This window comes from Streptomyces venezuelae (assembly GCF_008642315.1).
In the GTDB taxonomy this organism is placed as follows: domain Bacteria; phylum Actinomycetota; class Actinomycetes; order Streptomycetales; family Streptomycetaceae; genus Streptomyces; species Streptomyces venezuelae_D.
Genome location: NZ_CP029192.1, coordinates 5,404,812 through 5,431,396 on the forward strand (window position 1 = coordinate 5,404,812; position 26,585 = coordinate 5,431,396).

Genomic DNA, 26,585 nt, shown 5'->3' on the forward strand with positions numbered 1-26,585 from the left:
ACAGGCTCTCAGCCGTCCAGTCGGTCTATCGTCGCCGTCGATGCCGCCCGCCGCTCCCGCGTCGCCCGCGCGGTGAAGTCCGCACCGCGCAGCGCGCGTTGGACGTTGCCCCAGGTAAGCAGCGCCAAGTCGGCCTCGGGCCAGCCGCGTTCGACGAGCTCGGCGACGAGCCGCGGGTGGCCCGCCGGGTCGGTGAGGCCCTCCGGGTGCGTCTCGTGGGTGTCGTGCGTGCCGGAGATCCCGACGCACTCCGGTCCCGCGACGCGGCGCACGTGGTCGAGGTGGTCCGCCACCGTGCGCACCGTGGGCCCGGTGCGCCCGGTGGTGAGCGGGACGAGGACCAGGCCCTTGGCGGCGCCGATCTCGGCGAGCAGCTCGTCGGAGAGGTTCGCCGGATGGTCGTACAGGGCGCGGGCTCCCGAGCGCATGAAGACCACCGGGGCCTTGGAGACGGCGAGCACCCGCCGGGCGGTCGCCTCGGAGGCGCCGGAGAGGTCCGCGAGGACCCCGAGCCGGTTCATCTCCCTGACGACCTCCTCGCCGAACGGCGTCAGACCGCCCTCGCCCGCCCACGACGTCCCGCAGAGCGTGACCACGCACAGGCCCAGGCTGTGCAGCGCCCGCAGCGTGCCCAGCGAGTCGCCGAGGGCGGCGCCGCGGGCCGGTCCGATCAGGGTGGCGATGCGGCCGCAGTTGCGGGCGTCGGCGGTCTCCGAGGCGTTGCGGGCGAGCCGCAGGGCGTCGGAGTGCGCGGCGACGACGTGCTTCACGAGGTCGATCTGTTCGAGCGTCGCGCGGACGGTGCGGTCGCCGCTCGGCCCGTCGGGCACGTGCACCGACCAGAACTGCGCGCCGACCCGGCCCGCGCGCAGCCTCGGCACGTCACCCTCCAGACCGCTGTCGCCGGTCTCGAAGTCGTGCCAGGGCAGCTCGCGCAGAGCCCACGGCAGGCCGCTGTAGCCGTCGGCGACGGGGTGTGCGGCGAGCAGGGTGCGGGCCCGGTCCGCGGGGGAGGCGCAGCGGACCGTCTCCGGTCCCGGCACGGTCATGGGGGCGGGGTCGGGCACGAGGGCGGCATCGGGCACGGGGTCGGGCGGGACGAGGGCTGGATCGAGGGCCCCCGCCTCGGCGGTGGCGCTGAATTCCTCCTGCAGGTCTGCCATGGCAGGTGCTCCGGACGTCGGCGGGCGGCAGTTCCCGTAAACCGTGGCACGGCACGGCCACGGCTTCGCGGCGGACGGGGCGTTCGGAGTACGGGGCGGCCGTCGCGGTACGCGAGAGGGCCCCGCCGACCTGGATCGGCGGGGCCCTCTCAGGCGCGGGCGGTCAACGGTGTCACGGGTTGTCCGAGACCGTCACCTTCTCGTCGTTGTTGAGCTCCTTGACGAGCTGCTTGACCTTGGCCTTGTCCCAGACGAGGTTGCCGCCGATGGAGCCGGAGATCGGGATGTTCATCGACTTGCCGTCCCCGCCGGTCACGCCCTTCATCGCCCAGAACATGGAGGCCACGTCGAACAGGCCCATGTCCTTGTCGACGATCAGCGTGTCCAGGCCCGCGCCCATCGTCGGGTAGAGCTTGAACGGGTTCATGACCGTGCCGGGCGTCGCCGCCTGGTGGGCCAGGGACGCGAGGAACTTCTGCTGGTTCTTCGTACGGTCCAGGTCGCTGGAGAAGGCGTGCCGGGTGCGGACGAACGCCAGGGCCTCCTGGCCGTTCAGCGTCTGCTTGCCCTTCTCGAAGTCGGCGCCCGACCACTTGTCCTTGAAGGCCTTCGGGATGTCCATCTCGACGCCGCCGACCGCGTCCACGATCTTGGCGAAGCCGCCGAAGCCGATCTCCGCGTAGTGGTCGATCTTCAGGCCGGTGTTGTACTCGACGGTCCGCACGAGCAGCTCGGGCCCGTCCTCCGCGTACGCCGCGTTGAGCTTCGTCTGGCGGCCCTGGTTGGGGTAGAGCTTGCCGGACTCGGCGCCCTTGAACGAGGGGATCGTGACGTTCGAGTCGCGGGGGAGCGAGATCATCGTGTTCCCGCCGTCGTCCGCGACGTGCAGGATCATCATCGAGTCCGTGCGCTTGCCCTCGGCCGAACCCGTGTGGAGCTTCTTCTTGTCCTCGGCGGTCATGCCCTCGCGGCTGTCGGAGCCCACGATCAGGTAGTTCGTGCCGGCGCCGCCCTCGGGCCGCTCGATGACCTTGGAGAGGTCGACCTCGCGCTTGAGCTTGGAGTCGGCCCAGAAGTACGTGATGACGGAGGTCACGACCAGCACGCTGACCAGCGTGATCGCGGTCCACTTGATCCGCTTGCGCCAGTTCGGCGCGGGGCGCGGGGCGCGCGGCGGGCGTCCGTCGCCGCCGGGGCCGCCGCCGTCGCCGGGACCGGGCCTGCCGTAGACCTGGCCGGTGTTGTAGCCGCTGTCGTAGCCCTGGTTCTGCGCGTACGGGTCCTGGCGCGCGGCGCGCGGCTCGAAGACCTCGTCGCGGGCGTCGCCGTACGGCTGCCCGTTGCCGCGCGGCGCGTCGTACCCGTCGTCGTACCCGGTCTGCTGCGGGACGCCGCCGGGCGGTGGTCCGGCCGGACGGGAGGGCCGGCCGCGCTGGATGTGCCGCATCGCACGGGCTCCCTCGGGCTGGGAGTTCCCGCTGCCGCGGCCGTATCCCCGGCCGCCACCCTGATCGTCAGGCCAATCGCTCATGTGGCCCAGTCTGCCGTCTTTGGGGGCGCGCCTTACAGGGCGGTCGGGAATTCGGGTCACGGCTGTTGCAGAGCTGATGCAAAAGCGGCCGGGGAGGGCTCGGTCATACGTCCGGCATAGGGTGGAGGGTATGACAGACCAGGCTCCCAATCCGGAATCGGAGATTCCGGGCAAGCCGACCTCGGCATCCCGCACCACGCTCAGCCACATCATGACCCACAACGACACCAACCTCCTCGGCACGGTGCACGGTGGCGTGATCATGAAACTGGTGGACGACGCGGCGGGCGCCGTCGCCGGACGCCACTCCGGTGGCCCCGCGGTCACCGCGTCCATGGACGAGATGGTGTTCCTGGAGCCGGTCAGGGTCGGCGACCTGGTCCATGTGAAGGCCCAGGTCAACTGGACCGGGCGCAGCTCCATGGAGGTCGGCGTCCGGGTCCTCGCCGAGCGCTGGAACGAGTCGACGCCCGCACAGCAGGTCGGCTCCGCCTACCTGGTCTTCGCCGCGGTCGACGCGGACGGCAAGCCCCGCACGGTCCCCCCGGTCGTCCCCGAGACCGACCGCGACCGCCGCCGCTACCAGGAGGCCCAGATCCGCCGCACCCACCGGCTGGCCCGCCGCCGAGCGATCAAGGACCTGCGCGAGTCCCGCGCGGCGGAGGGCTTCGACGACTGAGGCGGCCGGGGCCCGGACCCGCTGAGAGCCTGTGTCAGGGGCAGACCTGCCTCAGGGGCAGACCACCTGGTCCCCGGTGACCGCGCCGAACTCGCCCTGCCGCACATCCTCCGCGCGCACCCGCCTGACCTCCTTGAAGTCCTTCCCCGCGATGACCTTCAAGGTCGCGCCCTGCCCCTTCACCTCGCGCATCTCGCTCCCCGGCAGAGCCGTGGCCAGCGCCTTCGCCGACCGGTCCCACCGCGGGTCGTACGCGACGACCGTCCGCTCGACGGGCCTGGCCGCCGCCCCGGGGATGTTCCCCGGCAGCTGCGAGGTCCGGAAACCGGTCTTCCGCAGCGCCGCGTCCACCCGCTTCCCGAGCCCCGGGTCGCCCGTGCCGTTGTCGACCTGCACCCGGATCTGCTGCGGCGCGACGCCGACCATTGTGGACCCGCCCTTGCCGTGGCGTGCCGCCAGCGGACGGTCCTCGCGCAGCGCCTCGAAGAGCTTCTCGGACTTCTCCGGATGCCAGACGAGCGTCGAACCGATGCCCGGGATGGTCGTTCCCTTGTCGTTCAGCGGCACGGTCGTGAACTCCGACGACGACGGCGAGAAGCCCCGCATGGCCCGCCCGAGGTCGAGGATCTCGTCCGTCCCGAAGCCGTTGTCCGCGCGGACCGCGCCGAGCAGCGTCAGCGTCACGTCGCGGAACTTGACCGGGTTCAGCAGGACGCCGCTGCCCGTCGCCTTGGCGATGAGCGCCGCGAGGAAGCGCTGCTGGCGCTGCATGCGGCCGAGGTCCGACGCCCCGTCGACGTACCGGGAGCGGACGTACTGCAGCGCCTCGCCGCCGTTCATGAGGTGCGTGCCCTCCGCCAGGTTCAGGCCGGTGTGCGAGTCCTGGAGCGGCCGTGCCGTGCAGATCTCCACGCCGCCGAGGACGTCCACGGTCTTCATGAAGCTGGTGAAGTCGACCTCCAGATAGTGGTCGATCTTGACCTTCGTCATGTGCTCGACGGTGCGCACGGTGAGGTTCGGGCCGCCCTCCGCGTACGCCGCGTTGATCTTGTTGGGGTGCTCGTGGTGCTTCTGGCGCGTGTTCCTGTCGGTGTGCGCGGGCAGGTCGGCGTAGCTGTCCCGGGGCAGGCTCACGACGCTGGCGCGGTCCCGGTCCTCCGAGATGTGCACGATCATGATCGTGTCCGTGCAGTGGCAGGGCGCGCCGCCGAGGCGGTACTTCTGCTTGTCCTCGGGGGAGAGCTTGTCGCGGCCGTCGGTGCCGACGAGCAGCACGTTCATGCCGTTGCCCGGCTCGGGCCTGTTCTTCATGTCCCGGAAGGCGTCGACCCGCTTGATGCCGGTGTCCAGGCCGGTCACGACCGCGTGCCCGATGCCGGCCGCCGCGAGGACCGTCACGGAGAAGCCCGTCGCCACGCGCATCGCCCAGCGCGGCCGTCTGCGCCGCCCCGCGGACTTCCGGGCAACCCGCTCGGCCCGTACGGCCCGCTCGGCCCTCTGAGCCGGTGGGCGGGGGCGGCGCGGTGGCGGGGCGGGGGAGCGGCGGGGCGGTGTGGGCACGTGCGGGGCACCTCCGCGAGACGGGCCGTGGCCCGGTTGAGAGCCTGTGTCATCACCCCGGTCGGGTGGTCGCCGCCTGGCACGCACGCTGATCCGACCGGGGTGATGACACAGGCTCTGAGGACGAGCCGGTTAACCCGAGAAACGTAAGGCCATACGAAATGCGGCCCGGGGTAGCGACCCGGATGGGGCGCACCGGTGTCCCCCGTTCGCGGTAACGTGACGCGTGATGAACGCGAAGTCCGAGGGGCAGCCTCCAGCCGTATCCGTGATCATGCCCGTCCTCAACGAGGAGCGGCATCTGCGCGAGGCCGTGCACGCGATCCTTCGGCAGGAGTACGCGGGCGAGATGGAGGTCGTCGTCGCGCTCGGCCCCTCCACCGACCGCACGGACGAGATCGCCGCCGAGCTGGTCCGCGAGGACCCACGGGTGCACACGGTCCCGAATCCGACGGGGCGCACGCCCGCGGCGCTCAACGCCGCCATCAAGGCATCCCGTCACCCGATCGTGGTGCGCGTCGACGGCCACGCCGCGCTCTCGCCCGGCTACATCACGACGGCCGTCCGCCTCCTGGAGGAGACCGGCGCGATGAACGTCGGCGGCATCATGCACGCCGAGGGCCAGAACGACTGGGAGCACGCGGTCGCCGCCGCCATGACGTCGAAGATCGGCGTGGGCAACGCCGCCTTCCACACCGGTGGCGACGCCCAGCAGGCCGAGACGGTCTACCTGGGCGTGTTCCGCCGCGAGGCCCTGGAGCAGCAGGGCGGGTACAACGAGGAGTTCATCCGCGCCCAGGACTGGGAGCTGAACTTCCGCATCCGCGAGGCCGGCGGCATGATCTGGTTCTCGCCCGAGCTGAAGGTCTCGTACCGCCCGCGGCCGAGCGTGCGGGCGCTCGCCAAGCAGTACAAGGACTACGGCCGGTGGCGCCACGTCGTCGCCCGCTACCACGAAGGCTCCATCAACCTCCGCTATCTCGCGCCGCCGACCGCGGTCTGCGCGATCGCCGCGGGCGTCGTCGTGGGCGCGGCCCTCACACCGTGGGGCTTCGTCATCCCCGGCGGCTACGTCGCGGCCATCGCCGCCGGTTCTGTCCCCGCGGGCAAGGGCCTGCCCCTGAAGGCACGCCTGCGCATCCCGGTCGCCCTCGCGACCATGCACATGTCGTGGGGCTGGGGCTTCCTCACCAGCCCGCGCTCACTGGCCGAGCGGGTCATCGCCTCGCGCCGCCCGGCGGTGCCGGGGGAGACGCAGCGGGTGTGACGCGTACGCGATGACGTGCGCGACGAGGGCCCCGGCACAGTGCCGGGGCCCTTCGCGCGTCCCGCGGTGACTACCAGCTGAAGTTCGGGTCGACCTTCATGCACGCCTTCTTGTCGGACCCGCTGAGCGCGTCCGCGGAGTCCGGCGTCGTGTCGTCCTTCTTCTTCGCCTTGGGCGGCGCGTCGCCCTCGCGCCAGTCGGCGCCGACGACCAGCGTCACCCCCGAGACGTCCGTCGACTTCTTCGCCGCGCTCAGCGGCAGCCCGAGGGACTTGGCGACCCGCTGGGCGTCGCCCTCCAGGTCCGCGCTGGGGAAGCGGACGACCGTCTTCTCCTCGGCGAGCGCCGCCGCCGAGTCCGGCGTCGCCTTCTTGAAGCCCTTGCCCGCGAGGAGTTGGGCCACCGTGGAGGCCCGGCCGCTGACCGGCGGCTCCGTGGCGCTTCGCGTGCCGTTCTGTACCTGCACCGCGATCTCGTCGTCCGCGGCGGCCGGATCGTCCGACACCTTCTCCTTGGCGGGCTTCTTCTTGCCCTTGCCGTCGAGCGGGATGTCGTCGCGGACCAGACGGAAGAGCTGCTCCGCGTCCTCGGGCTTGGGGACGACGCGTGCGCCGGCGTAGTCGAACGGCATGGTCGTCATCGTCGTCCGGCTCGGCGAGACCTTCTTGAGCTCGTTGCCCAGGTCGTACAGCTTCCTGGGGCTGCCGAGGCCGTCGTCGACCGTGAGTGCGCTCGTCGCCTCCTCGGCGAGCTTGCGCAGCTGGTTGGGGCTGGTCAGACCGGTGTTCTCGCGGAGCTTGCGGACCAGCGCGTTCATGTACATGTGCTGGGCCTTGGCGCGGCTGATGTCGGTGCCGCCCTCGAAGCCGTACCGCGTGCGCAGCCACTGCAGGGCCTGCTCGCCCTTGACCTCCGTGGTGCCCTTCTTCAGCTTCAGGCCCGAGCCGTGGCCCTCGCGGTCGCGCGAGTGGATGTTCCTGTCCACGCAGACGGGTACGCCGCCGATGGCGTCCGCCATGGAGACCACACCCGAGAAGTCGACCATCATGAAGTGGTTGATGTGGATGTTGGTGAGCTTCTCCCAGGTGGCGACCGTGCAGCCGGGGCCGCCGCGGCCCAGCGACTCGTTCGTCATGTACTTCGGGCCGGTCTCCGGATAGACCTTGCCGTCGTCCGGGTCGGTGCACTTGGGGATCTGCAGCAGGGTGTCGCGCGGCATGCTGACGACCGACATGTTGGTGCGGTCGGCCGAGAGGTGCAGCAGCATCTGGACGTCCGCGAGCGGCGGCGAACCGAAGGTCTCCTTGGCGCCGCCGAGCTTCTGGTTGGCCTTGGAGTCCCGCGCGTCCGACCCGATGAGCAGGATGTTGAGCGGGGTCTGGCCCGCGGCGTTGGGCGTGGGCTCGGGGGCCCGGTGCTCGCCGAGGTTCAGGTCGTCCGTCTCGAGGTTGCTGTTGAGGTGCTGGTAGTAGAGGTATCCGGCACCGGCCGTGCCGAGTATCAGGACCGACAGGATCGTCGCCGACCAGCGCAGGACACGGCGCTTGCGGCGCGGCGGACGTGCCCCGCCGTGCGCGCCGCGCCGGTGCCGGGCGCTGCCGTCCGGGGGCTCGCCGCCGCCTTTCGACGACTTCTTGGAACGGGTGCCGCCTTTGCGGGAGCCCTCCCGGGCACTCTCGCGGGAGCCGTTACGAGAGCCCGCGCGGGATTCGCCACGAGAGCCGTCGTCCGTGTCGTCGTCCTTGCCCTCGTCCCAGCCGTGATCACTTGCGTGCGGAGCGCGTTGTCGCGCCCCCTCCTTACGCACGCTGTTCTGCCTCATCCCCAGCCCCTCCCCGCCCCTGTCATGAACTGCGGTCGTTCCGCGGCGCCTTGACGCATGACGCCTTGGCGCATTGTTAGACGCAGAACGACCGCTTCAGGTCACTTGGCGCACTTAACCTTGTCCGCTTCGACCTTGTCGATGTCCTTCGGTGCCTTCGAAGAAGCATCAACGGGCACCCCCGCGCCCTTGAAGTCTCCGCCGAGCGTCAGCTTCATGGCCGGGAGGCCCTGTGCGTTCTTCTCGCTCTTGCCCGGCTTGAGGGCGGCCCCGGACAGGCCCATGATGTCGGCGAGCCGACGGGCCTGGTCCGCCTGGTCCGGCGCGTACTCGAGCGTCGTCTTCTTGACGTCCGAGGGCGCGTTCCCCAGTTGGCTGGACTTGAGCACGCCCTCAGTGTTCTGCAGCCACGTGAGAGTTGTCTGAGCGGCGCCCGTCTTCCCGCTGCCGTTGTAGATGTCGACGCGCACCTCGGAGGCGTCGGCCTTGGGGCCCTTGAGGCGGGCGGCCACCGCGGCCTTCTCCTTCTTCTCCTTCTGCTTCACCACGGTGAGCGACTGGTCGGCGCGCATCATCGCGAACAGCTGCTCGGACTTGGTCGGGTTCGGCACGACCGTGGTGTGGACCGTCTCGGCCGGGTTGTCGATGACCGGCACCGTGGCGAAGCTCAGGTTCTTCATGTCGAGCTTGCCCAGCTCCATGCCGAGGTCCTTGAGCTTCATGATGTCGGCGATCTTGGAGTCGACAGTGAGGGCCTCGGTGCCCGCCTCCGCGAGGCTGAACATCTTCTTCGGGTTGGAGAGGGTGTCGTTCGACTTGAGCTTGCGCATGAGCGCGCTGAGGAACTGCTGCTGCAGCTCGATGCGGCTCAAGTCGCCGCCGGTGCCCACGGAGTGGCGGGTACGGACGAACGCGAGCGCGTCCTCGCCCTCGATGGTGTGCTTGCCCTTGGGCAGCTTCAGATGCGACTTGGGGTCGTCGATGTCCTTGGCGAGACAGACGTCCACGCCGCCGACCGCGCTGGAGAGGGTCTTCACCGCGTTGAAGTCGGCCACCATGAAGTGGTCCGGCGTGATCCCGGTGATCTCCTTGACCGTACGCATCGTGCAGCTGGGCGTGCGGTCGCTCTGGCCGAGGCTCTCGTTGAAGCGGGCCTTCTGCGTGCCGGGGATGTTCTTGACGCTGCCGTCGTCCTGCTTCGTCGGGCACTCGGGAATGTCGACGATCATGTCGCGCGGGATGCTGAGCGCGGTCGCGTTCGTGCGGTCCTTGGAGACGTGCAGCAGGATCGTCGTGTCGGCGTGACCGGCGCTTCCCTCGTCGCCGTACCCCTTGTTGCCGCTGCCGCTGCGCTTGTCCGTGCCCATCACGAGGATGTTGATGGCACGGTCCTTGCTGAAGCCGCCGGTGCCCGCGCCGTCATCGTCTATCGACGTGATGTTGTCGTTGAGGTGCTGGTAGTACAGATAGCCGCCGGTGCAGCCCGCGACGAGCAGGAAGGCCAGCGTGCCGCCCGTCCAGATCATCACCTTCTTGCCCTTGGACTTGGGTTTGCCCTTGCCCTTGGACTTACGGGGATTCTGCTTGCGCCGCCCGCCGGAACCGGGCTCCGGCTCCTTCACACGACGCCTGCGCTGTCCCGGCACCTCACGGCGCTCGTCGCGCTCGTCCGGGCGGGAGCGCTCACGGCCCGGCGCGGAGCGGCCACGACCGCCCTGCCGAGGTGACGATCCACGGGGTCCTGGCACCGACGACTGCCCAGCGGAGGGGCTCAGTCGCAGTTCGTAGTCACCGGTGTCCGGGTTGAGAACCCACTGGTCTGCGGGGTCGATGTTCTCCGCCCGCCCACGGCCTTGCGCGTCCACGGTTGTTTGCGTCCTCCGTCGGGGCCACGCGGCGCCTTTCCCCCCTCAAGAAGGCGCTCGGTCAGGTTCAGCGGTGCATGGCCGAGAGGGCCCTTGGCGCACCGGATCGCTCACACTATCCGCCCAGTTCAGCGCCGAACGACGCCGGTGACAAATTCCACTCCCCTACAACTGGGCAATCCGCCCTATTTCTTAGTGGGGCGAGCCATTCCCTTGGGGATCGTTTTACTCACAGGTGGATCCCGCGGCCGTGTTGCCCCGGAATGTCGGCGCGGGCGACGGCGTCTGTGACGGGTCGTCCGGCTTCTCGTCGCTCCAGTCCGCACCGGAACCGTCGTACTCCTCCTCGTCCTCCGAGGACCCCTCCTCGTACCCGCTCTCCGACGACTCCTGGCGCGCCTGCTCGGCGGGCTGCCGCGGGTCGACGGCCACGGGGGCGTCCGTGCGCAGCCGCGTGAAGAGCTCTTTCGCCGCGGGCTCGACGAGCTCGTCGCGATTGGCGTCGTACGTGTACGACTGACGCGGCACGGTGAGGAACTGCACCCGTTCCGTGGGGATGTTGCGCATGCCGCGCACCAGTTCGTACAGACCCCGCAGACTTGCGAGTCCCGGGTCGGTCGTCAGCGAGGAAGTCGCCGCGTCGAGAACGGGATACAGCTTCGTCGGATTCAGCAGGACGTCATTGCTCTGCACCTTGTTGACGAGCGCGCCGAGGAACTCCTGCTGGCGGTCCATCCGGTCGGTGTCGCTGCCATTGCCGAGGCTCTTGCGGGCGCGCACGAAACCGAGGGCCTGTTCTCCGTTGAGGGTCCGCAGCCCCGGGGCGAGCTTCACGTGCGCGTCGGAGTCGTCGATCGGCGCCTTCAAACACACCTGCACTCCATCGACGGCGTCGACCATGTCCTTGAACCCGGCGAAGTCCACGACCATGTGGTGGTCGACGCGGATGTCGGTGAGCTTCTCGACGGTACGGATGGTGCAGGCCGTCCCGCCGAACTCGAAGGCCCAGTTGAACTGGGCGAACTGCGCTCGCGTCCGGGAACCGTCCGGCTTGCGGCAGCCGGGGATGTTCACCATCAGGTCGCGCGGGATCGACACGGCGGTCGCGCTCTGCCGGTCGGCGGCGAGGTGCAGCAGGATCGTGGTGTCGGAGCGCTGGGTTCCGGGGTCCCGGCCGTACTTGCGGTTGCCCTGCCCGGCACGAGTGTCCGAGCCGAGCAGCAAAATGTTCTGCGCGTCCTGCACGAGGGGCGTCGGCCGCTCCTTCTCGTACCTCGCCAGCTCGGCGGCGGCGTCCGTGTCCGTGGTGATGTTCCCGTTGAGCTTCTGGTACGCCGCCCACCCGAGGCCTCCGGCCCCGAGCACCACGACGGCGACCCCGACGGCGCACCACCGCACCCACCGCCGCTGGCGCCGCCCCACGCCCACCCCGCTGGCGCTGGCCCCCACACCCGGCCCGTAGGGGGTTCCGCCCTCTCCCGTTCCAGAGGGCCCGCCCCCGGAGTGGCTGCCTGCATCCTCACCCACGTGTGCGTCCACCCCTCACGGCTGCGTAGATGCGTACGTACTGCGTCCACTACGACCATGGCCCGCCCCGCCCCACCCAGCCTCCGGACCACCCCGGAAACTGAGCCGAACGGGGGAGTGAGTCCGGAGGGCGGGGGCTGGTGTCGGGCGGCGCGCAGTGGTGCGGTGCTTCCAGGGGCGCGGGGAACTGCGCGACAGGCCACGACGGACCCGCACCCGAACACACACGAGGGCCTGAGGGGCTGGTGCGGGGCGGTGTGTAAGGGGCGCGGGGAACTGCGCGACAGGCCACGACGGGCCCGCACCCGAATACACACGAGGGCCTGAGGGGCTGGTGCGGGGCGGTGTGTAAGGGGCGCGGGGAACTGCGCGACAGGCCACGACGGGCCCGCACTCGAATACACACGAGGGCCTGAGGGGCTGGTGCCGGGCGGTGTGTAAGGGGCGCGGGGAACTGCGCGGCAGGCCACGACGGACCCGCACCCGAATACACACGAGGGCCTGAGGGGCTGGTGCCGGGCGGTGTGTAAGGGGCGCGGGGAACTGCGCGACAAGCCACGACGGGCCCGCACCCGAACGCACATCAGAGGCCGAGGAACCCGGCACGGGGCGGTGTACAAGGGGCGCGGGGAACCGCGAGACAAGCCACCACGGGCCCCACGCCGAGAGAACCGCCCAAGGCCCCCGGCCAGCTACCGCCGGACAACCCCCACCCGCTCATCCCCCACCCGCTTCTCCAGCCCACCCTCGGACAGCCGCTCCAGATGCCGGCAAAGCACCACCGACCCACCCCCGGCCAGCGCAGCGTAAAGCCCCGCACTGAGCCCGTCCCACGTCCCGTAGGACAGCCCGGACAGCACCCGGACCCCGGTGTCACCACCGGCGCCGTCACCGCCACCGCCGTCACCCAGCCGCCCCGCATCCTCCCGCGCCCGAGCGACGACCTCCGCCCCCGTCAGCTCGACCCCGTCGACCACGAGCGAGACCTCGTCCGGGTCCACGGGAGCGTACGGAGCGAACTGATCCCCCTGCCCCGGCACCTCCACCGCGTAATCGGCGAAGCCATCCGGCGGCTGCGGAAAGCGTCCCCCGAGCGGCCGCAGCGCGAGAGCCACCCGCTCCCCGGAACACGCCCGCGCCGCGTCCAACGAGTCAGGCCCGCTGACGACGAGATCCGCGGACGCGGGATCGCCGCCCACGTCCGCGACGACGCCCACCGACGAACAGGCGAGCAGCCACACGGCCGTCTGCCAGTGCGCGGGCAGCAGCAGCACGGCCCGGTCGCCCGGCTCCGCGGAGAGGTCGCCCTGGAGGAGATTGGCCGTCTTGGCCACCCAATTGGCGAAGGTGGCGACGGACAATTCCACCCGCTCACCGGTGGCGTCGTCGTAGAAGGTGACCAGTGGGCGGCCCGGGTCCGAGGCGAGCGCGGATCGCAGCAGGTCGGCAGGGGTGCGGTCGTTGGCGTTCACGGCGCAAGCGTACGCGGAGCAGCGCGCGCCCCCGGCGTGGCGGGGGAGTACCGCGCGACCGGATCGCCCACACTTGGCCGACGCCCCGTCAGTTCCCCAATGGACAGAAATGCACCGCTATGCCAACGATCGTACGTATGCGTGGATTTCTAGCTTCCTCGATCGGCGTCACGTGCGCGGCCGCCCTGGCCCTGCCCCTCACACTGCCGTCGTCCGGCGCCCGAGCCGCGGCGCCCGGCGCACCGTCGGCCGCCGGGCCCGCCACGGAGGCGGTCCCCGGCAGCACCCAGTCCATCCCGCTCACCCCGCTCGGCTCCGACCGCGCACTCGGCTCGGCCGGAGCGCGCGAACAGGGCCTGGCCCGGCGCGATGTCAGCCCCTTCTCCCTGGTGGGCGTCGTCTGGAACGACCCCGAAGCTGAACTGCACGGCACGGTTCAGGTCCGCACGCGGGCGACCGGCACCACCACCTGGTCCGACTGGCAGCACGTGGAGACGCACAACCACGAGCACGCCGCCGACCCGGGCTCCCCCGAGCGCGGTACCGGCACGGTCCGCGGCTCGACCGCGCCGCTGTGGGTCGGCGACTCGGACGGCGTGGAGATCCGCGTACGAGCGGAAGCGCCCCCCGCCACGAACCGAGCCCTCGCCCCCGCCTCCGCCTCCGCTTCCACCTCCTCCGCTGCCCCCCTCCCCGAAGGCCTCCGTCTGGAACTCGTCGACCCGGGCGACGAACCACCCGCCCAGAACCCTGGACACAAGGCGCCGCGCGCCCCCTCCATGAGTGAGCTGTCCGCCGCGTCCTCCGCCGTCAACGCGGACCTCGCCCCCATCGGCGCCTCCGTGATCCCCGCCCTGACGAAGCGGCAGACGGAGGACGACCTCATCGCCGCGCGCGGCGGCAAGGCGGGGACCAAGGCCCGCCCGTTCGTCGGCCCGCGCCCGCGCATCATCACCCGCAAGGGCTGGGGAGCCGACGAGAAGCTCCGCGAGAAGAAGTTCGGGTACACGAAGACGGTCAAGGCCGCCTTCGTCCACCACAGCGCGACCGGCAACTACTACCGCTGCTCACAGTCCGCCGCGGTGATCCGCAGCATCTACCGCTTCCACGTCAAGAGCAGCGGCTGGCGCGACTTCGGCTACAACTTCGCCGTCGACAAGTGCGGAAACATCTACGAAGGACGTGCCGGAGGTGTGGCGAAGCCGGTCCTGGGGGCCCACACTCTCGGGTTCAACACCAACAGCATGGGCATCGCCGTCCTCGGCACCTACAGCTACTCCAACCCGCCGAAGGCGGCCGTGAACGCCATCGCCCGGCTGACCGCGTGGAAGCTCGGCCTGTACGGAGCCAACCCGCGCGGTACTACCTACCTGAAGTCGGGCGGTGGCAACCTGTACAAGAAGGGCAAGAACGTCCGGCTCCGCGTGATCTCCGGGCACCGGGACGGGTTCGCCACCGAGTGCCCCGGCAGCCGCCTGTACAAGAAGCTCGGCACGGCCCGGTCCACCTCGGCCCGCTTCCAGGGCCGCTGAGGTCACACCCGCACACCCGCACGACCTGTAAGACCCGCACGCCCTGCACGACCTGCACATCCGTCTGCATACACTGGCCGGCCGAAACGCAAGTTCGGCCGGCCCCAGCAGGAAGCAGAGACGACAGGTGACAGAAGCGATCCTCCTGGTCGGCGGCAAGGGAACCCGGCTGCGGCCCCTCACGGTCCACACCCCCAAACCGATGGTTCCGGCAGCGGGCGTCCCGTTCCTCACCCATCAGCTGGCGCGGGCCCGCGCGGCCGGCGTGGACCACATCGTCCTCGCCACCTCCTACCTCGCCGAGGTCTTCGAGCCGTACTTCGGAGACGGCTCGGCCCTCGGCCTGCACATCGAGTACGTCACGGAGACCGAGCCCCTCGGCACGGGCGGCGCGATCCGCAACGTGGCGTCGCGGCTGCGCTCAGGACCCGACGAACCGGTCCTGATCTTCAACGGCGACATCCTCACGGGCCTCGACATCCGCGCCCTGGTCGACACCCACGAGACGTCCGGCGCGGACGTCTCCCTGCACCTGACCCGGGTCGACGACCCGCGCGCATACGGCCTGGTCCCCACCGACGCGACCGGCAGGGTCACCGCCTTCCTCGAGAAGCCGCAGACCCCCGAGGAGATCGTCACCGACCAGATCAACGCGGGCGCGTACGTCTTCCGCCGCTCGGTCATCGACACGATCCCCGCGGGCCGCCCCGTCTCCGTCGAACGCGAGACCTTCCCCGACCTCCTCGCCTCCGGCGCCCACCTCCAGGGCATGGTCGACTCCACGTACTGGCTGGACCTGGGCACGCCGCAGGCGTTCGTACGCGGCTCGGCGGACCTCGTCCTCGGGCGCGCGCCCTCCCCGGCCGTGCCCGGCCGCTGCGGTGAACACCTGGTCATGACCGGCGCCGACGTCGCGCCCGGCGCGAAGCTCACCGGCGGCACGGTGATCGGCGAGAACGCGCGGATCGGCGAGGGCGCGCGGATCTCCGGCAGCACGGTCCTGTCCGGCGCGGTCGTCGAACCCGGCGCGGTCGTCTCGGACTCGCTGATCGGCGCGGGGGCCCGGATCGGGGCGCGCTCGACGCTCTCGGGAGCGGTGATCGGGGACGGCGCGACGGTCGGCGCGGACAACGAGCTGCGCGACGGCGTACGGGTGTGGTGCGAGGCGACGCTGCCGGCGGGCGCGGTCCGCTTCTCCTCGGACCAGTAACGAGCACGCACGCGCCAAGGCGGAGCGGCCCCCTACGTCCTTCCCCTACCCTCATACACATGTCGTCCCGTTTCGCCCCGCGCCCCACACGCACCACAGTGCGCGGGGGCGAAACGGCGGTGCCCGGCGGCGTCCCGCGTCAGGCCACCGCGGCCCTGACCCGCACCTGGCAGCCGCCGTACCCGCTCGACCTGGGCCTGACCCTGGGCCCGCTGCGCCGCGGCCCGGGGGACCCCACGTTCCGCACGACGCCGGACGGCTCGGTGTGGCGCGCGAGCCGTACGCCGCTGGGGCCCGGCACGTTGCGGGTGGCCGCGCGCGGCGGCTCGGTGGAGGCGGAGGCCTGGGGCCCGGGAGCGGCCTGGCTCCTCGACGGCCTCCCCGCCCTCCTGGGGGCGACGGACGACCCCGAGCTCTTCGCCCCGCGTCACCGCCTGGTGGCCATGACGGCGCACCGCCGCCCGGGCCTGCGCCTGCTCCGCACGGGCCTGGTCCTGGAATCCCTGATCCCCTCCATCCTGGAGCAGAAGATCACGACGGAGGAGGCGTACCGGGCGTGGCGCCTCCTGGTCCGCAAGTACGGTGAGCCTGCGCCGGGCCCCACCCCCGCGCAGGCCCGCATGCACGTGATGCCGGACCCGCGTACCTGGGCCCTGATCCCGTCCTGGGAGTGGCACAAGGCGGGCGTCGACAACAAGCGGTCGTCCACGATTCTGCGCGCGGTGGCGCGGGCGGGGCGGCTGGAGGAGGCGGCGTCGATGGAGCCTCCGCAGGCCCAGTCCCGCCTGGAGCTCATCCCGGGCATCGGCCCGTGGACCTCCGCGGAGACGGTCCAGCGCAGCAACGGGGCGCCGGACTCGGTGACGGTCGGCGACGTTCACCTCCCGGGCATCATCGGCCACGCCCTGGCGGACAACCGCGACGCGAACGACGAGGACATGCTCGCCCTCCTCGCCCCCTACGAGGGCCAACGCCACCGAGCGGCCCGCCTCATCCTCTTGAGCGGCCGAACCCCACCCCGCAGAGACCCCAAAATGCGCAAAACCAACATCGCCCTCTGGTAACCCCACCAGCGCCTCCGGCCCCGGCAACCCCCACCAGCGCCTCCGGCCCCGGCAACCCCCACCAGCGCCTCCGGCCCCGGCAACCCCCACCAGTGCCTCCGGCCCCGGCAACCCCCGACGGCGCCTCCGGGCGCGACCCCGAGGGCAGGCCCCCCGCTGCGACCCCGAGGACAGCTCCCCCGCTGCGGGGCCCGGTGGGCAGATCCCCCGCTGCGACCCGGTGGGGGCGAGCCGCGCAGTTCCCCGCGCCCCTGACCCACCCCCACTCTCCCCACCCGCAGACGAACCGCCAAGGCGCCGGGGAACCGGCCCAGGGGCGCGGGGAACTGCGCAAGAATGCCCACGACCCGCACCCGAACAACATCCCGCGAGCGGAACGTCAAGGCGCCGGGGAAGTACTCCAGGGGCGCGGGGAACTGCGCAAGAAGGCCCACGACCCGCACCCGAACAACATCCCGCGAGCGGAACGTCAAGGCGCCGGGGAACCGGCCCAGGGGCGCGGGGAACTGCGCAAGAATGCCCACGACCCGCACCCGAACAACATCCCGCGAGCGGAACGTCAAGGCGCCGGGGAACCGGCCCAGGGGCGCGGGGAACTGCGCAAGAAAGCCCACGACCCGCACCCGACAACGCCGGGAGGCCGAGGTGAAGGGGCGCGGGGAACTGCGCAGAACCCCACCCCAGGCCACCGCCTACCGCACCGCCAAGAACTCCTCCACAACGCGCCCGCCCCGCGCACTCGGCTCATCCACCGGATGCCCGACCGCCACCGCCCCCATGGGATCCCAGGACCCCGGCAGCCCCAGAACATCCCGCACCACGTCCCGACAGAACATCGTCGAGGAAACCCACGCGGACCCGAGCCGCTCCCCGGCCAGCGCGACCAGGAAGTTCTGCACGCCCGCCCCCATCGCGACGACGAACATCTCGCGCTCCGCGGCATCCCGTCGCGCGTCCCCATACGTATGGGAGCCGTCCATGACCAGACAGGGCACCACCAGGTAGGGCGCCTTGCGCAGGACGTCCCCCCGCCGCACCCGCTTCGCGATGGACTCCTCCGACTTCCCGTCCCGCCGAAGGTCCGCGACCCACGCGTCCCGCATCGCGTCGAGCAGCTCGACCCGCGACGCCGCGGACTCGAGGAGCACGAAGCGCCACGGCGTCGTGTGGTGCGGCGCGGGCGCGGTCACCGCCGCCGCGACGGCCCGCCGCACCGCACCCGGGTCGACCTCCTCGTCGGTGAACTCCCGTACGGTCCGCCGCCGCGTCACCGCTTCACGTACCGCCTCGGACGTCCCGAGCCGGAACATGTCATTCCGCGCGTCACGCACCAACGCCCGAGCCCCGGCATCCGCACCGTCGACGCCGTCCCCACCATCGACGCCGTCCCCGCCGACGACCACCCGGGAAAGCCCACGGACCACCGCCACCGGCAGCCCCGCGGCCTTGCCCTTCACCAGGTCGCCCGCCGCGGCGAGCTCGTCCGCCGTGGCGACGACCGTCGCGCCGAGCGGATTGCCGTACGCGTCCTCGCTGCCCCGCAGATCGTCGAGGACCCGCACCCCCGCCGCCCCGATGGCGACATCGGTGAGCCCGGCCCGCCAGGGCCGACCGAACGTGTCGGTGACGATGACGCCGACGTCGACACCCAGCGCGTCCCGCAACCCCTCGCGCACCGCGCGGGCCGACGCGTCGGGATCGGCCGGCAGCAACAGCACGGTCCCCGCGGGCGTGTTCGACGCGTCGACGCCCGCCGCCGCCATCACGAGCCCCTGCCGGTTCTCGACGATGCGCAGCGTCCCGCGGCGCGCCACGACCCGTACCGTCTCCGCGTCGATCGCCGCCTCCCGGTCGGCCGCCTCGACGATCCGCCCCTCCGCCTTGCTGGCGATCTTGGAGGTGACGAGCACGACGTCTCCGTCGGCGAGCCCCGGCTCCGCGGCCGCGATCAGCTTGGCCAGGTCGTCGCCCTGCCGCACGTCGGGCAGCCCGGGCACGGCCCACACGCGGTACGACGGCGGGGTCGCAGCAGAGGTCACGCCCGTACCTCCGAGGCCAGTGCGAGGGCCTCGCGGGCCATCTGCGCGGTCGCGTCGAGGTCGCTCATCATCAGCGGCACGGCCCGGCACCGGATCCCGGCCTCCTCCACGCGCTCGACCACGCCCGCGTCGACGGTGTCGACGAGCCAGCCGTCGAGCAGCCCGCTTCCGTAGTGCTCGGCGACGGCAGCGGCGCCGGTCTCCACGCCGACGGCGGCGAGCATCTTGTCGGCCATGCCCCGCACGGGCGCGTCGCCGACGATGGGGGAGAGGCCGACGACGGGCACGCCCGCGTCGGCGATGGCCTCGCGGATGCCGGGCACGGCGAGGATCGTGCCGACGCTGACGACCGGGTTGGACGGCGGGAAGAGGACGACGTCGGCCTCGGCGATGGCCTCCAGGACGCCGGGCGCGGGCTTGGCCTGCTCGGCGCCGACGGGCACCACGGCGTGCGCGTCCACGGAGGCGCGCAGCCGCACCCAGTACTCCTGGAAGTGCACGGCCTTCTGCTCGCCGTCCACGGTGACCGCGACGTGCGTCTCGATCCGGTCGTCGGACATGGGGATGAGCCGCACCCCGGGCTGCCACCGCTCGCACAGCGCCTCGGTGACGGCGCTGAGCGGGTATCCGGCGCCCAGCATCTGCGTCCGCACGATGTGCGTGGCGAAGTCCCGGTCGCCGAGCCCGAACCACTCGGGCCCGACTCCGTAGGCCGCGAGTTCTCCCTTGACCTTGAACGTCTCGTCCGTACGCCCCCAGCCCTGCTCTTCGTTGATGCCGCCGCCGAGCGTGTACATCACGGTGTCGAGGTCGGGGCAGACCTTGAGACCGAACAGGTGAATGTCGTCACCGGTGTTGCCGATGACCGTGATGTCCGCGTCGGGCGCGGCCTTCTTGAGGCCACGGAGGAAACGGGCGCCGCCGATGCCGCCGGCCAGAACCACAATGCGCATGGCCCCCAGCATGTCAGGCGCGTACGACACCGCGTCAGGCGGTTACGACATCCTCCGTGGCGTCCGGCGCGACGGAGGCGGCGCACTGGGCGGAGTGCATCGGCATCTCGGTGAGGCCGGGGTAGTAGACGTGCAGGCTGACGGCGGGTTCCAGGGAGTCGTTGACGGCTTCGTGGACGTACCCCGGCGCGAAGACGCGCTGCGCGCCCGCGCCGAGCGCCCGTGTGCCGTTCTGGGTGCGCTCGGTCAGCTCGCCCCGGAGGACGGTGAGGACGCCGGAGGAGCGCCCGTGATCGTGCAGGCCGCTGCCCTGGCCGGGGACCCAGGAGAGCAGCCACACCTCGTAGCCGGGTCCGGTGCGCAGGCGGTGGTACCACCGGCTCGTGGCGTCGTACTCGACGAGGTGCTCCCACTGGGAGCGGTCGGCGGCGATGGCGCGGGCGAGGCCGACGAACTCGGCCACGGTGGCGGGGTGCTCGCGGGCGGGCTGCAGGAGGTGCGGGACTTCGAGGATGTCGCCGGCGATCTGGAGGTCGCTGTCGCTGTTCATCGTGCGGTGGTTCCTCAACGTAAGAGTGCTGGGGTGTCGCGAAGGAAGGTGAAGCGCGGAGGAGAGCGAAGAAGGGGAATGCAGATGGAGCGGGAGAGACGGCTCTACAGCTGGAGTGGACTCAACAGCTGGAGCAGGAACAGCAACAGCGCGCGTGGGCAGCACCGATGGACCCGCTGGTGCGGGTCATCGAAAGAGCCAGGTTCGCGAGCATGCCCACCAGAACAGCGCTTCACACCTCCGGTGTCAACTCAGTGTCCAGTATGTGGAATATGTTTCACCTCATCCGGTTGTTCTGTCAGGCGAAAGGTTTGTGCAGACATCCCGCCGGACACATGGCGCAGCAACCGACGCTCAAACATCGTCGTCCTTCTCTTCGAGGCCCGACCGGGTGATCTTCGACTGAGATCACTTTTTGGGGGAACGCGTTGCGGAGCGCCGGACGGGCTGCCGAACGGTGTCATGGTTTAGACCGATTTGAACACTTTCCGCACAGCCTTGGTTCCGCAGAGTGAATAAGGGGCCCAATAGCAGATCTCGGCTTGACTGGCCCGGATCGGCACACTTGTAATTTCACTCGTGTCGTTCACCCGAAATCGGCACAGCAGCACCACGGGGACGCACGAACAGACGAGGGGCGCACATGACCGAGCTGGTTCAGGAACTGCTGGTCGAGGACGCGGACGAGGAACTCGGCTGGCAGGAGCGCGCGCTGTGCGCCCAGACCGACCCCGAGTCCTTCTTCCCCGAGAAGGGCGGCTCCACGCGCGAGGCCAAGAAGGTCTGCCTCGCCTGCGAAGTCCGTTCCGAATGCCTTGAGTATGCACTCGCGAACGACGAACGATTCGGTATCTGGGGCGGCTTGTCCGAGCGCGAACGCCGCCGACTGAAGAAGGCCGCGGTCTGAACCCCCGTCGGCACGCGCCGCACGACCGATACGGCAGCCGGTACGGCAACAGATACGGCACACATATCCCACAAACAATGCGCAACGAACGGCCCGTCGCCCAAGGGTTATCCACAGGCGGCGGGCCGTTCCTGTGCCAGCCGTTAGTGTGGGGCCCCGTCCGAGACGCCCCGGCGCCCCCGCAGGGCGCAGGCGTCCACCGCAGTCCATCGAACCGGGGCCCGTACCTCGATGTCCGTGCACAGCCATTCGGCAGCCCACCAAGAGGCCGCCGCCGCCGGGTTCGACCCGAGCAACCCTCCCGCGTTCCCGCGGCACATCGTGACCGCCGTCCTCGTCTCCCACGACGGCGCCCGCTGGCTGCCCGACGCCCTGGCCGGCCTCCTCGGCCAGGAGCGCCCCGTGCAGAACGCCGTGGCCGCGGACACCGGCAGCGCGGACGACTCCGCCCGCCTGGTCACCGAGGCCCTCGGCGCCGACCGCGTGCTGCACCTCGCCCGCCGCTCCGGCTTCGGCACGGCCGTGGACGAGGCCGTCCGCACCGCCGCCGTCCTCACCCCGGAAGAGCTGCCGTATCTGAAGCGCCCCAGCGGCTGGGACCCGGTGAGCCGCAGCTGGCGCGACGAGGCGTACGACATGCCGGAACTGCCGCACGGCGAACCCGTGCAGTGGCTCTGGCTGCTCCACGACGACTGCGCGCCCGACCCCGACGCCCTCGCCGAAATGCTCCGCGTCGTCGAGAACGAACAGGAGCTCGGCAAGGAAGTCGCCGTCGTCGGCCCCAAGCTCCGCGGGTGGTACGACCGCAGGCAACTCCTCGAAGTCGGCGTCTCCATCGCCAACAGCGGCCGCCGCTGGACCGGCCTCGACCGGCGCGAACAGGACCAGGGCCAGCACGACCACGTCCGCCCCGTGCTCTCCGTCTCCACCGCAGGCATGCTCATCCGCCGCGATGTCTACGAACAGTTGGGCGGCTTCGACCGCCGCCTGCCGCTGATGCGCGACGACGTCGACCTGTGCTGGCGCGCGCACGCCGCGGGCCACCGCGTCCTCGTCGCCCCCGACGCCGTCGTCCGGCACGCCGAGGCCTCCTCGCGCGAGCGCCGCACCGTCGACTGCGTCGGCCGCACGGCGACGTCCCCGCACCGCGTCGACAAGGCCGGCGCCACGTACACCCTGCTCGTCAACGCCCGCTCGGCCGTGCTCCCGTGGGTGCTCTTCAGAGTCGTCGTCGGCACCCTCCTGCGCACCGTCGCCTACCTCGTCGGCAAAGCGCCCGTGCAGGCCCTCGACGAAGTCGCCGGTCTCCTCGCCACCCTGCTGCGCCCCGGACGTGTCCTCGCCGCCCGCAAACAGCGCGGCAAGCCCGTGCCCGACGCCGGCGAGATGCGTGCCCTCTTCCCGCCGCCCGGCGCCACCGTGCGCGCCACCGTCGAACAGGCCGCGGGCAGCCTCGTCGGGCGCAACGACGCCGAGGCCCCCGCGGGCGCGGGACGGCACGGAGTCGTCGAGTCCGGACCCGGCGGAGACGACGCCGACTTCCTGGAGATCGAGCAGTTCGCCCGCCTCAAGCGCATCGCCCGCAAACCGGGACCGATGCTCTTCGTGGTGCTCCTCTTCGCCTCCCTCATCGCCTGCCGCGCCCTGCTCGGCTCCGGCGCCCTCGCGGGCGGCGCCCTGCTGCCCGCACCCGGCGACTCCTCGGACCTGTGGGCGCGGTACACGGACGTCTGGCACCCCGTCGGCACCGGCGGCACCCAGGGCGCACCGCCCTACGTCGCGCTCGTCGCCGGCCTGTCCACGCTCTTCCTCGGCTCCACCGGACTCGCGGTCACGGTGCTGCTCGTCGGCTCCGTCCCCCTCGCGGGCTTCGCCGCGTACTTCGCCTCGCGCCCGCTCGTCACCTCCCGCCTGCTGCGCGCCTGGGCATCGATCGCGTACGCCTTCCTGCCCGCCGCCACCGGCGCCCTCGCAGGCGGCCACATCGGCACCGCCGTTCTCGCCGTGCTGCTGCCGCTCATCGCCCGCGCGGGCATCGCGGCGAGCGGCCTCGCCGCCCCGCACGGCACCCGCGGCACCTGGCGCGCCACGTGGGCGTACACGCTGCTCCTGACCCTCGCCACGGCCTTCACGCCGATCGTCTGGCCGATCGCCCTGGTCCTCGGTCTCGCCCTCCTCGTGGTGCGGCGCGGCGACATCACGGCGTACGGCCTGCGGTTCCTCGCCTCACTCGGCACCCCGCTGCTCGTCCTCGCCCCCTGGTTGCTGACGCTGCTGCCCTTCGGCTTCTTCAAGGAAGCGGGCCTGGAGTTCGGCGCCGACTCCGCGACCGCCACCGACCTGCTCGGCGCGAGCCCCGGCGGCCCCGGCACCGTGAGCGGCCTGCTCCTCATCGGCATCGTGCTCGCCGCGCTCGGCGCCCTGCTGCGCGGCGAGCGGCAGCGCGCCGTCCGCACCGCCTGGGCCGCCGCCCTGGTCTCGCTGGTCTTCGCCGTCCTGTCGAACGGCTCGACCTGGGCGGGCCCCGCCACGCTCGGCTACGGAATCGCGCTCCTGGCCGCCGCCGCGCTCGGCGCCGACGGCGCACGCGCGCGTGTCGCCGAGCAGAGCTTCGGCTGGCGCCAGCCGGTCGCCGCGCTCATCGCGTTCGCCGCCGCCGCGGGACCGCTGCTCGTCGCCGCCGGGTGGATGATCGGCGGCGCCGACGGCCCGCTGGAGCGCCGCGACCCGGTGCAGGTGCCCGCCTTCGTCGCCGAGGAGAGCGGCACGGAGGACCAGGCCCGCACCCTCGTCCTCGGCAGCGAATCCGCCGCCCAGGTCTCCTACTCGCTCGTACGGGGCTCCGGCGCCCGGCTCGGTGACGCGGAGCTCGCCGCGGCGGCCGCCGACGACGAGCGGCTCGACAAGATCGTCGCCCGTCTCGTCGCGGGCTCCGGCGCCGACCAGGCCGACCAACTCGGTGGTTACGCGGTGCGATACGTCCTCGTACGCGACGGAGCGCCCCGCCAGATGAGCCGCACCCTGGACGCGACCCCCGGCCTGACCCGGCTCAGCCAGGAGGACGGCAGCGCCCTGTGGCGCGTGGACCGGCAGGTGGCCCGTGCCGCCGTCGTCCCGAGGACCGGCGACCCCGAACCCGTCGCGGCGGGCCCCGTCGAACTGCACACGAAGATCGAGTCCGGCGACGAGGGCCGCGTCCTGCGCCTCGCCGACTCCGCGGACCCGGGCTGGACGGCGACCCTCGACGGCCGCCCGCTGCCCCGCACCACGGTCGACGGCTGGGCCCAGGGCTTCGAACTGCCCACCGCGGGCGGCCACCTGGACGTCACCTACGACCCCCCGATGACGCACACGGCCTGGCTGTGGGCGCAGGGCGCGCTCGCCGTCGTCCTCGTGGTGATGGCCCTGCCGGGCCGCCGCCGCGATGTCGACGACGACCTGCCCGACGAGCCCGTCGTCCCGGCCCAGGCGGTCGAGGGCGAGGGTCGCAGGGCGCGCAGGCTGCGGGCCCAGAACGAGCAGGCGGCGCAGGAGGCCGGCCAGGACGTACCGCCGCCTCCTCCTTCGGAGGAGGCACTCGCCGCGGTCCCGCAGCAGTCGCAGTCCTACGACGGATGGCAGGCCCCCGCTCCCGCGGACGCCGAGCAGGGTGCGTACGACGCGGGGCAGCCGTATCACGGCGGCCACTACCAGGACGGGCAGTACCCGTCCGGGACGTACGGGCAGGAGGCGTACCAGCAGGACGCCTACCAGAGCGGCGCCCAGTACGACCCGTACGCGTCCTACGGAGGTGCGGGCGGGGTCTACGGAGAGCAGCAGCAGTACGGCCACTCCTTCGACGCCTCGTACGACGCTTCGTACGACCGCCACCAGCAGCACCAGGACCCGCGCCACCAGCAGCACCAGGACCCGACCCACGGCACCGACAGCGAGCGCCCCGACGGGAGCCAGCAGTGAACCGCACCACCCAGTCCCTGATCGCCGTGGTCGTCGCGCTCGGCGCCGTCACCGGGTTCGCCGCGTTCGGCGGCTCGGAGGGCACGGACGACACCGGGGCGAAGTCCGCGGCACGGCTGCCCGTCGAGCGCACCAGCCTGCTCTGCCCGGTGCCCAGCTCCTCCGACCTGGCCGAGACCTCGTACACCGCGTTCACCCCGAAGGCGGTCGGAGCCGAGGCCAAGGGCAAGGCGGAACTGCTGCCCGTCAGCAAGGCGCTCACGGACGCCGCCAAGGAGAAGGACAAGAAGGCCAAGCCCTTCCTGACCCAGAAGGCGCCCGGCGAGCCCGTCGCCGGTGAGGCGTCCGGCGCGGAGTCGCCCGCGCTCATCGGCACGGCCGACGGCGGGCTGGCCCCCGGCTGGACCGTGCAGCAGACCACGACGTACGCGGCGGGCAGCGGCCGCGGCATGCACGGCACCAACTGCACGGCGCCGGACACGGACTTCTGGTTCCCCGGCGCGAGCACCGCCAAGGACCGCAGCGACTACATCCATCTCACGAACCCCGACGACTCCGCCGCCGTCGTCGACGTGGAACTGTTCGGCCCCGACGGCGAGGTCACGTCCGCGGTGGGCGACTCGATCCAGGTCCAGCCGCACTCCAGCGTCCCGGTGCTGCTGTCCACGCTCGCCGACAAGAAGGTCACCAACCTCACCATGCACGTGACCGCGCGCAGCGGACGCGTCGCGGCCGCCGTGCAGTCCTCCGACGAGAAGCTGGGCGGCGACTGGCTGCCCGCGTCGGCCGACCCCGCCGACAGCCTCGTCCTGCCCGGCATCCCCAAGGACGCCACCTCGGTCCGCCTGGTGGCCTACGCGCCCGGTGCCGACGACGCCGACCTGAAGGTCCAGCTCGCCTCCCCGACCGGCACCATCACCCCGGCCGGGCACGAGAGCCTCCAGGTCAGGTCCGGCATGACGGCCGCCGTCGACCTCGGCGACGTCACCAAGGGCGAGGCGGGCTCGCTGGTCCTGTCGCCGACCGACAGGTCGGTGCCCGTGGTGGCGGCCCTGCGGGTCACCCGCGGCAAGGGCAGCAAGCAGGAGACGGCGTTCATCCCGGCGACGCCCGCGGTCGGCGCGCGCGCCACGGTCGCCGACAACCGCGCCAAGGGCTCCACGCTCTCGCTGGTCGCCCCGGAGAAGACGGCGAAGGTGAAGGTCACGGCGTCCGCGGGGACCGAGGGCGGCTCACCGGCCACCAAGACGTACACGGTCAAGGGCGGCACCACCCTGGCGATCGCGGACCCGCCGAAGCCCGCGGGCCTGAAGGGGGCGTACGCGCTCACGGTGGAGCCGGTCTCCGGAGGACCGGTCTACGGCTCGCGGATGCTCGCGGCGCCGGAGGAGGGCCTCCCGATGTTCACCGTCCAGCCGCTGCCGGACGACCGGGGGACGGTGGAGGTGCCGAAGGCGGAGCGGGATCTGGCGGTGCTGCAGAAGTAG

The 26,585-nt window shown here is 71.8% G+C and carries 18 protein-coding genes; 8 read left to right on the plus strand and 10 right to left on the minus strand.

All coding sequences use genetic code 11. From position 1 onward, the window contains the following. Positions 1-8: 8 nt before the first annotated feature. Positions 9-1,163 carry a dipeptidase gene (locus tag DEJ48_RS23740; RefSeq protein ID WP_150218123.1) on the minus strand — a complete coding sequence of 385 codons (1,155 nt, stop codon included), beginning with the start codon at positions 1,161-1,163 and terminating at the stop codon, positions 9-11. A gap of 172 nt (positions 1,164-1,335) precedes the next feature. Beyond that, on the minus strand, positions 1,336-2,694 hold the full coding sequence (locus DEJ48_RS23745) for an LCP family protein (protein WP_150218124.1): 1,359 nt from the start codon (positions 2,692-2,694) through the stop codon (positions 1,336-1,338). Between the two features lie 130 nt (positions 2,695-2,824). On the opposite strand from DEJ48_RS23745, the gene DEJ48_RS23750 reads away from it, so the two are divergent. Beyond that, entirely contained in the window at positions 2,825-3,373 is a 549-nt protein-coding gene (locus tag DEJ48_RS23750) for an acyl-CoA thioesterase (RefSeq protein WP_150218125.1), read from the plus strand. Between the two features lie 51 nt (positions 3,374-3,424). Here the strand turns inward: DEJ48_RS23750 and DEJ48_RS23755 are convergent, their stop codons facing one another. Next, a complete protein-coding gene (locus DEJ48_RS23755) occupies positions 3,425-4,795 on the minus strand; it encodes an LCP family protein (protein ID WP_150221350.1) in 1,371 nt (456 codons plus the stop codon). A 367-nt stretch (positions 4,796-5,162) separates the two neighbouring features. Between DEJ48_RS23755 and DEJ48_RS23760 the strand changes: the two genes are divergently transcribed. After that, a complete protein-coding gene (locus DEJ48_RS23760) occupies positions 5,163-6,200 on the plus strand; it encodes a glycosyltransferase family 2 protein (RefSeq protein ID WP_150218126.1) in 1,038 nt (345 codons plus the stop codon). A 70-nt stretch (positions 6,201-6,270) separates the two neighbouring features. Here the strand turns inward: DEJ48_RS23760 and DEJ48_RS23765 are convergent, their stop codons facing one another. The 4 genes from DEJ48_RS23765 to DEJ48_RS23780 form a co-directional block, all read right to left on the minus strand. Then, on the minus strand, positions 6,271-8,022 hold the full coding sequence (locus DEJ48_RS23765) for an LCP family protein (protein ID WP_150218128.1): 1,752 nt from the start codon (positions 8,020-8,022) through the stop codon (positions 6,271-6,273). Positions 8,023-8,123: 101 nt separating this feature from the next. Beyond that, the gene (locus DEJ48_RS23770; RefSeq protein WP_150218129.1) at positions 8,124-9,887 is read right to left on the minus strand and encodes an LCP family protein; all 1,764 of its coding nucleotides are present in this window, start codon (positions 9,885-9,887) and stop codon (positions 8,124-8,126) included. Positions 9,888-10,112: 225 nt separating this feature from the next. Then, on the minus strand, positions 10,113-11,426 hold the full coding sequence (locus tag DEJ48_RS23775) for an LCP family protein (RefSeq protein WP_411757475.1): 1,314 nt from the start codon (positions 11,424-11,426) through the stop codon (positions 10,113-10,115). A 680-nt stretch (positions 11,427-12,106) separates the two neighbouring features. Next, positions 12,107-12,886, minus strand: coding sequence for a TIGR03089 family protein (locus DEJ48_RS23780; protein ID WP_150218133.1), 780 nt, complete (start codon positions 12,884-12,886; stop codon positions 12,107-12,109). A 137-nt stretch (positions 12,887-13,023) separates the two neighbouring features. Between DEJ48_RS23780 and DEJ48_RS23785 the strand changes: the two genes are divergently transcribed. The 3 genes from DEJ48_RS23785 to DEJ48_RS23795 all read left to right on the plus strand — a co-directional run bounded on the left by DEJ48_RS23785 (position 13,024) and on the right by DEJ48_RS23795 (position 16,692). After that, positions 13,024-14,418, plus strand: a complete 1,395-nt coding sequence (locus DEJ48_RS23785) for a peptidoglycan recognition protein (protein ID WP_190537550.1) — start codon at positions 13,024-13,026, stop codon at positions 14,416-14,418. A gap of 127 nt (positions 14,419-14,545) precedes the next feature. Then, positions 14,546-15,628 (plus strand): sugar phosphate nucleotidyltransferase, encoded by a 1,083-nt coding sequence (locus tag DEJ48_RS23790; protein ID WP_150218137.1) that lies wholly within the window; start codon positions 14,546-14,548, stop codon positions 15,626-15,628. Between the two features lie 59 nt (positions 15,629-15,687). Further along, positions 15,688-16,692, plus strand: coding sequence for a DNA-3-methyladenine glycosylase family protein (locus DEJ48_RS23795; RefSeq protein WP_150218138.1), 1,005 nt, complete (start codon positions 15,688-15,690; stop codon positions 16,690-16,692). A gap of 692 nt (positions 16,693-17,384) precedes the next feature. On the opposite strand, the gene DEJ48_RS23800 is transcribed toward DEJ48_RS23795, so the two are convergent. Genes DEJ48_RS23800 through DEJ48_RS23810 form a run of 3 tightly spaced genes read right to left on the minus strand, consistent with a single transcriptional unit; the run spans position 17,385 to position 20,234 of the window. Then, positions 17,385-18,731, minus strand: a complete 1,347-nt coding sequence (locus DEJ48_RS23800) for a coenzyme F420-0:L-glutamate ligase (protein ID WP_150218140.1) — start codon at positions 18,729-18,731, stop codon at positions 17,385-17,387. After that, the gene (gene cofD / locus DEJ48_RS23805) at positions 18,728-19,684 is read right to left on the minus strand and encodes a 2-phospho-L-lactate transferase (RefSeq protein ID WP_150218142.1); all 957 of its coding nucleotides are present in this window, start codon (positions 19,682-19,684) and stop codon (positions 18,728-18,730) included. Before cofD ends, DEJ48_RS23800 begins: the two co-directional genes overlap by 4 nt. 34 nt (positions 19,685-19,718) lie before the next feature. Next, positions 19,719-20,234: a cysteine dioxygenase gene (locus DEJ48_RS23810; protein WP_150218143.1), complete on the minus strand. Its 516-nt coding sequence runs from the start codon at positions 20,232-20,234 to the stop codon at positions 19,719-19,721. A gap of 643 nt (positions 20,235-20,877) precedes the next feature. On the opposite strand from DEJ48_RS23810, the gene DEJ48_RS23820 reads away from it, so the two are divergent. The 3 genes from DEJ48_RS23820 (at position 20,878) to DEJ48_RS23830 (ending at position 26,585) form a co-directional block, all read left to right on the plus strand. Then, positions 20,878-21,141, plus strand: coding sequence for a WhiB family transcriptional regulator (locus tag DEJ48_RS23820; protein WP_016642094.1), 264 nt, complete (start codon positions 20,878-20,880; stop codon positions 21,139-21,141). A gap of 231 nt (positions 21,142-21,372) precedes the next feature. Continuing rightward, a complete protein-coding gene (locus DEJ48_RS23825; RefSeq protein ID WP_150218145.1) occupies positions 21,373-25,098 on the plus strand; it encodes a glycosyltransferase in 3,726 nt (1,241 codons plus the stop codon). After that, entirely contained in the window at positions 25,095-26,585 is a 1,491-nt protein-coding gene (locus DEJ48_RS23830; RefSeq protein WP_150218146.1) for a DUF5719 family protein, read from the plus strand. The genes DEJ48_RS23825 and DEJ48_RS23830 overlap by 4 nt, the downstream gene beginning before the upstream one ends.

What these genes read in the sequence shown, in the direction of transcription:
- DEJ48_RS23740 (WP_150218123.1), bottom strand. Translation starts at nt 1,163, where the DNA reads ATGGCAGACCTGCAGGAGGAATTCAGCGCCACCGCCGAGGCGGGGGCC.
- DEJ48_RS23745 (WP_150218124.1), bottom strand. Translation starts at nt 2,694, where the DNA reads ATGAGCGATTGGCCTGACGATCAGGGTGGCGGCCGGGGATACGGCCGC.
- DEJ48_RS23750 (WP_150218125.1), top strand. Translation starts at nt 2,825, where the DNA reads ATGACAGACCAGGCTCCCAATCCGGAATCGGAGATTCCGGGCAAGCCG.
- DEJ48_RS23755 (WP_150221350.1), bottom strand. Translation starts at nt 4,795, where the DNA reads ATGCGCGTGGCGACGGGCTTCTCCGTGACGGTCCTCGCGGCGGCCGGC.
- DEJ48_RS23760 (WP_150218126.1), top strand. Translation starts at nt 5,163, where the DNA reads ATGAACGCGAAGTCCGAGGGGCAGCCTCCAGCCGTATCCGTGATCATG.
- DEJ48_RS23765 (WP_150218128.1), bottom strand. Translation starts at nt 8,022, where the DNA reads ATGAGGCAGAACAGCGTGCGTAAGGAGGGGGCGCGACAACGCGCTCCG.
- DEJ48_RS23785 (WP_190537550.1), top strand. Translation starts at nt 13,024, where the DNA reads ATGCGTGGATTTCTAGCTTCCTCGATCGGCGTCACGTGCGCGGCCGCC.
- DEJ48_RS23795 (WP_150218138.1), top strand. Translation starts at nt 15,688, where the DNA reads ATGTCGTCCCGTTTCGCCCCGCGCCCCACACGCACCACAGTGCGCGGG.
- cofD (WP_150218142.1), bottom strand. Translation starts at nt 19,684, where the DNA reads ATGCGCATTGTGGTTCTGGCCGGCGGCATCGGCGGCGCCCGTTTCCTC.
- DEJ48_RS23810 (WP_150218143.1), bottom strand. Translation starts at nt 20,234, where the DNA reads ATGAACAGCGACAGCGACCTCCAGATCGCCGGCGACATCCTCGAAGTC.
- DEJ48_RS23820 (WP_016642094.1), top strand. Translation starts at nt 20,878, where the DNA reads ATGACCGAGCTGGTTCAGGAACTGCTGGTCGAGGACGCGGACGAGGAA.
- DEJ48_RS23825 (WP_150218145.1), top strand. Translation starts at nt 21,373, where the DNA reads ATGTCCGTGCACAGCCATTCGGCAGCCCACCAAGAGGCCGCCGCCGCC.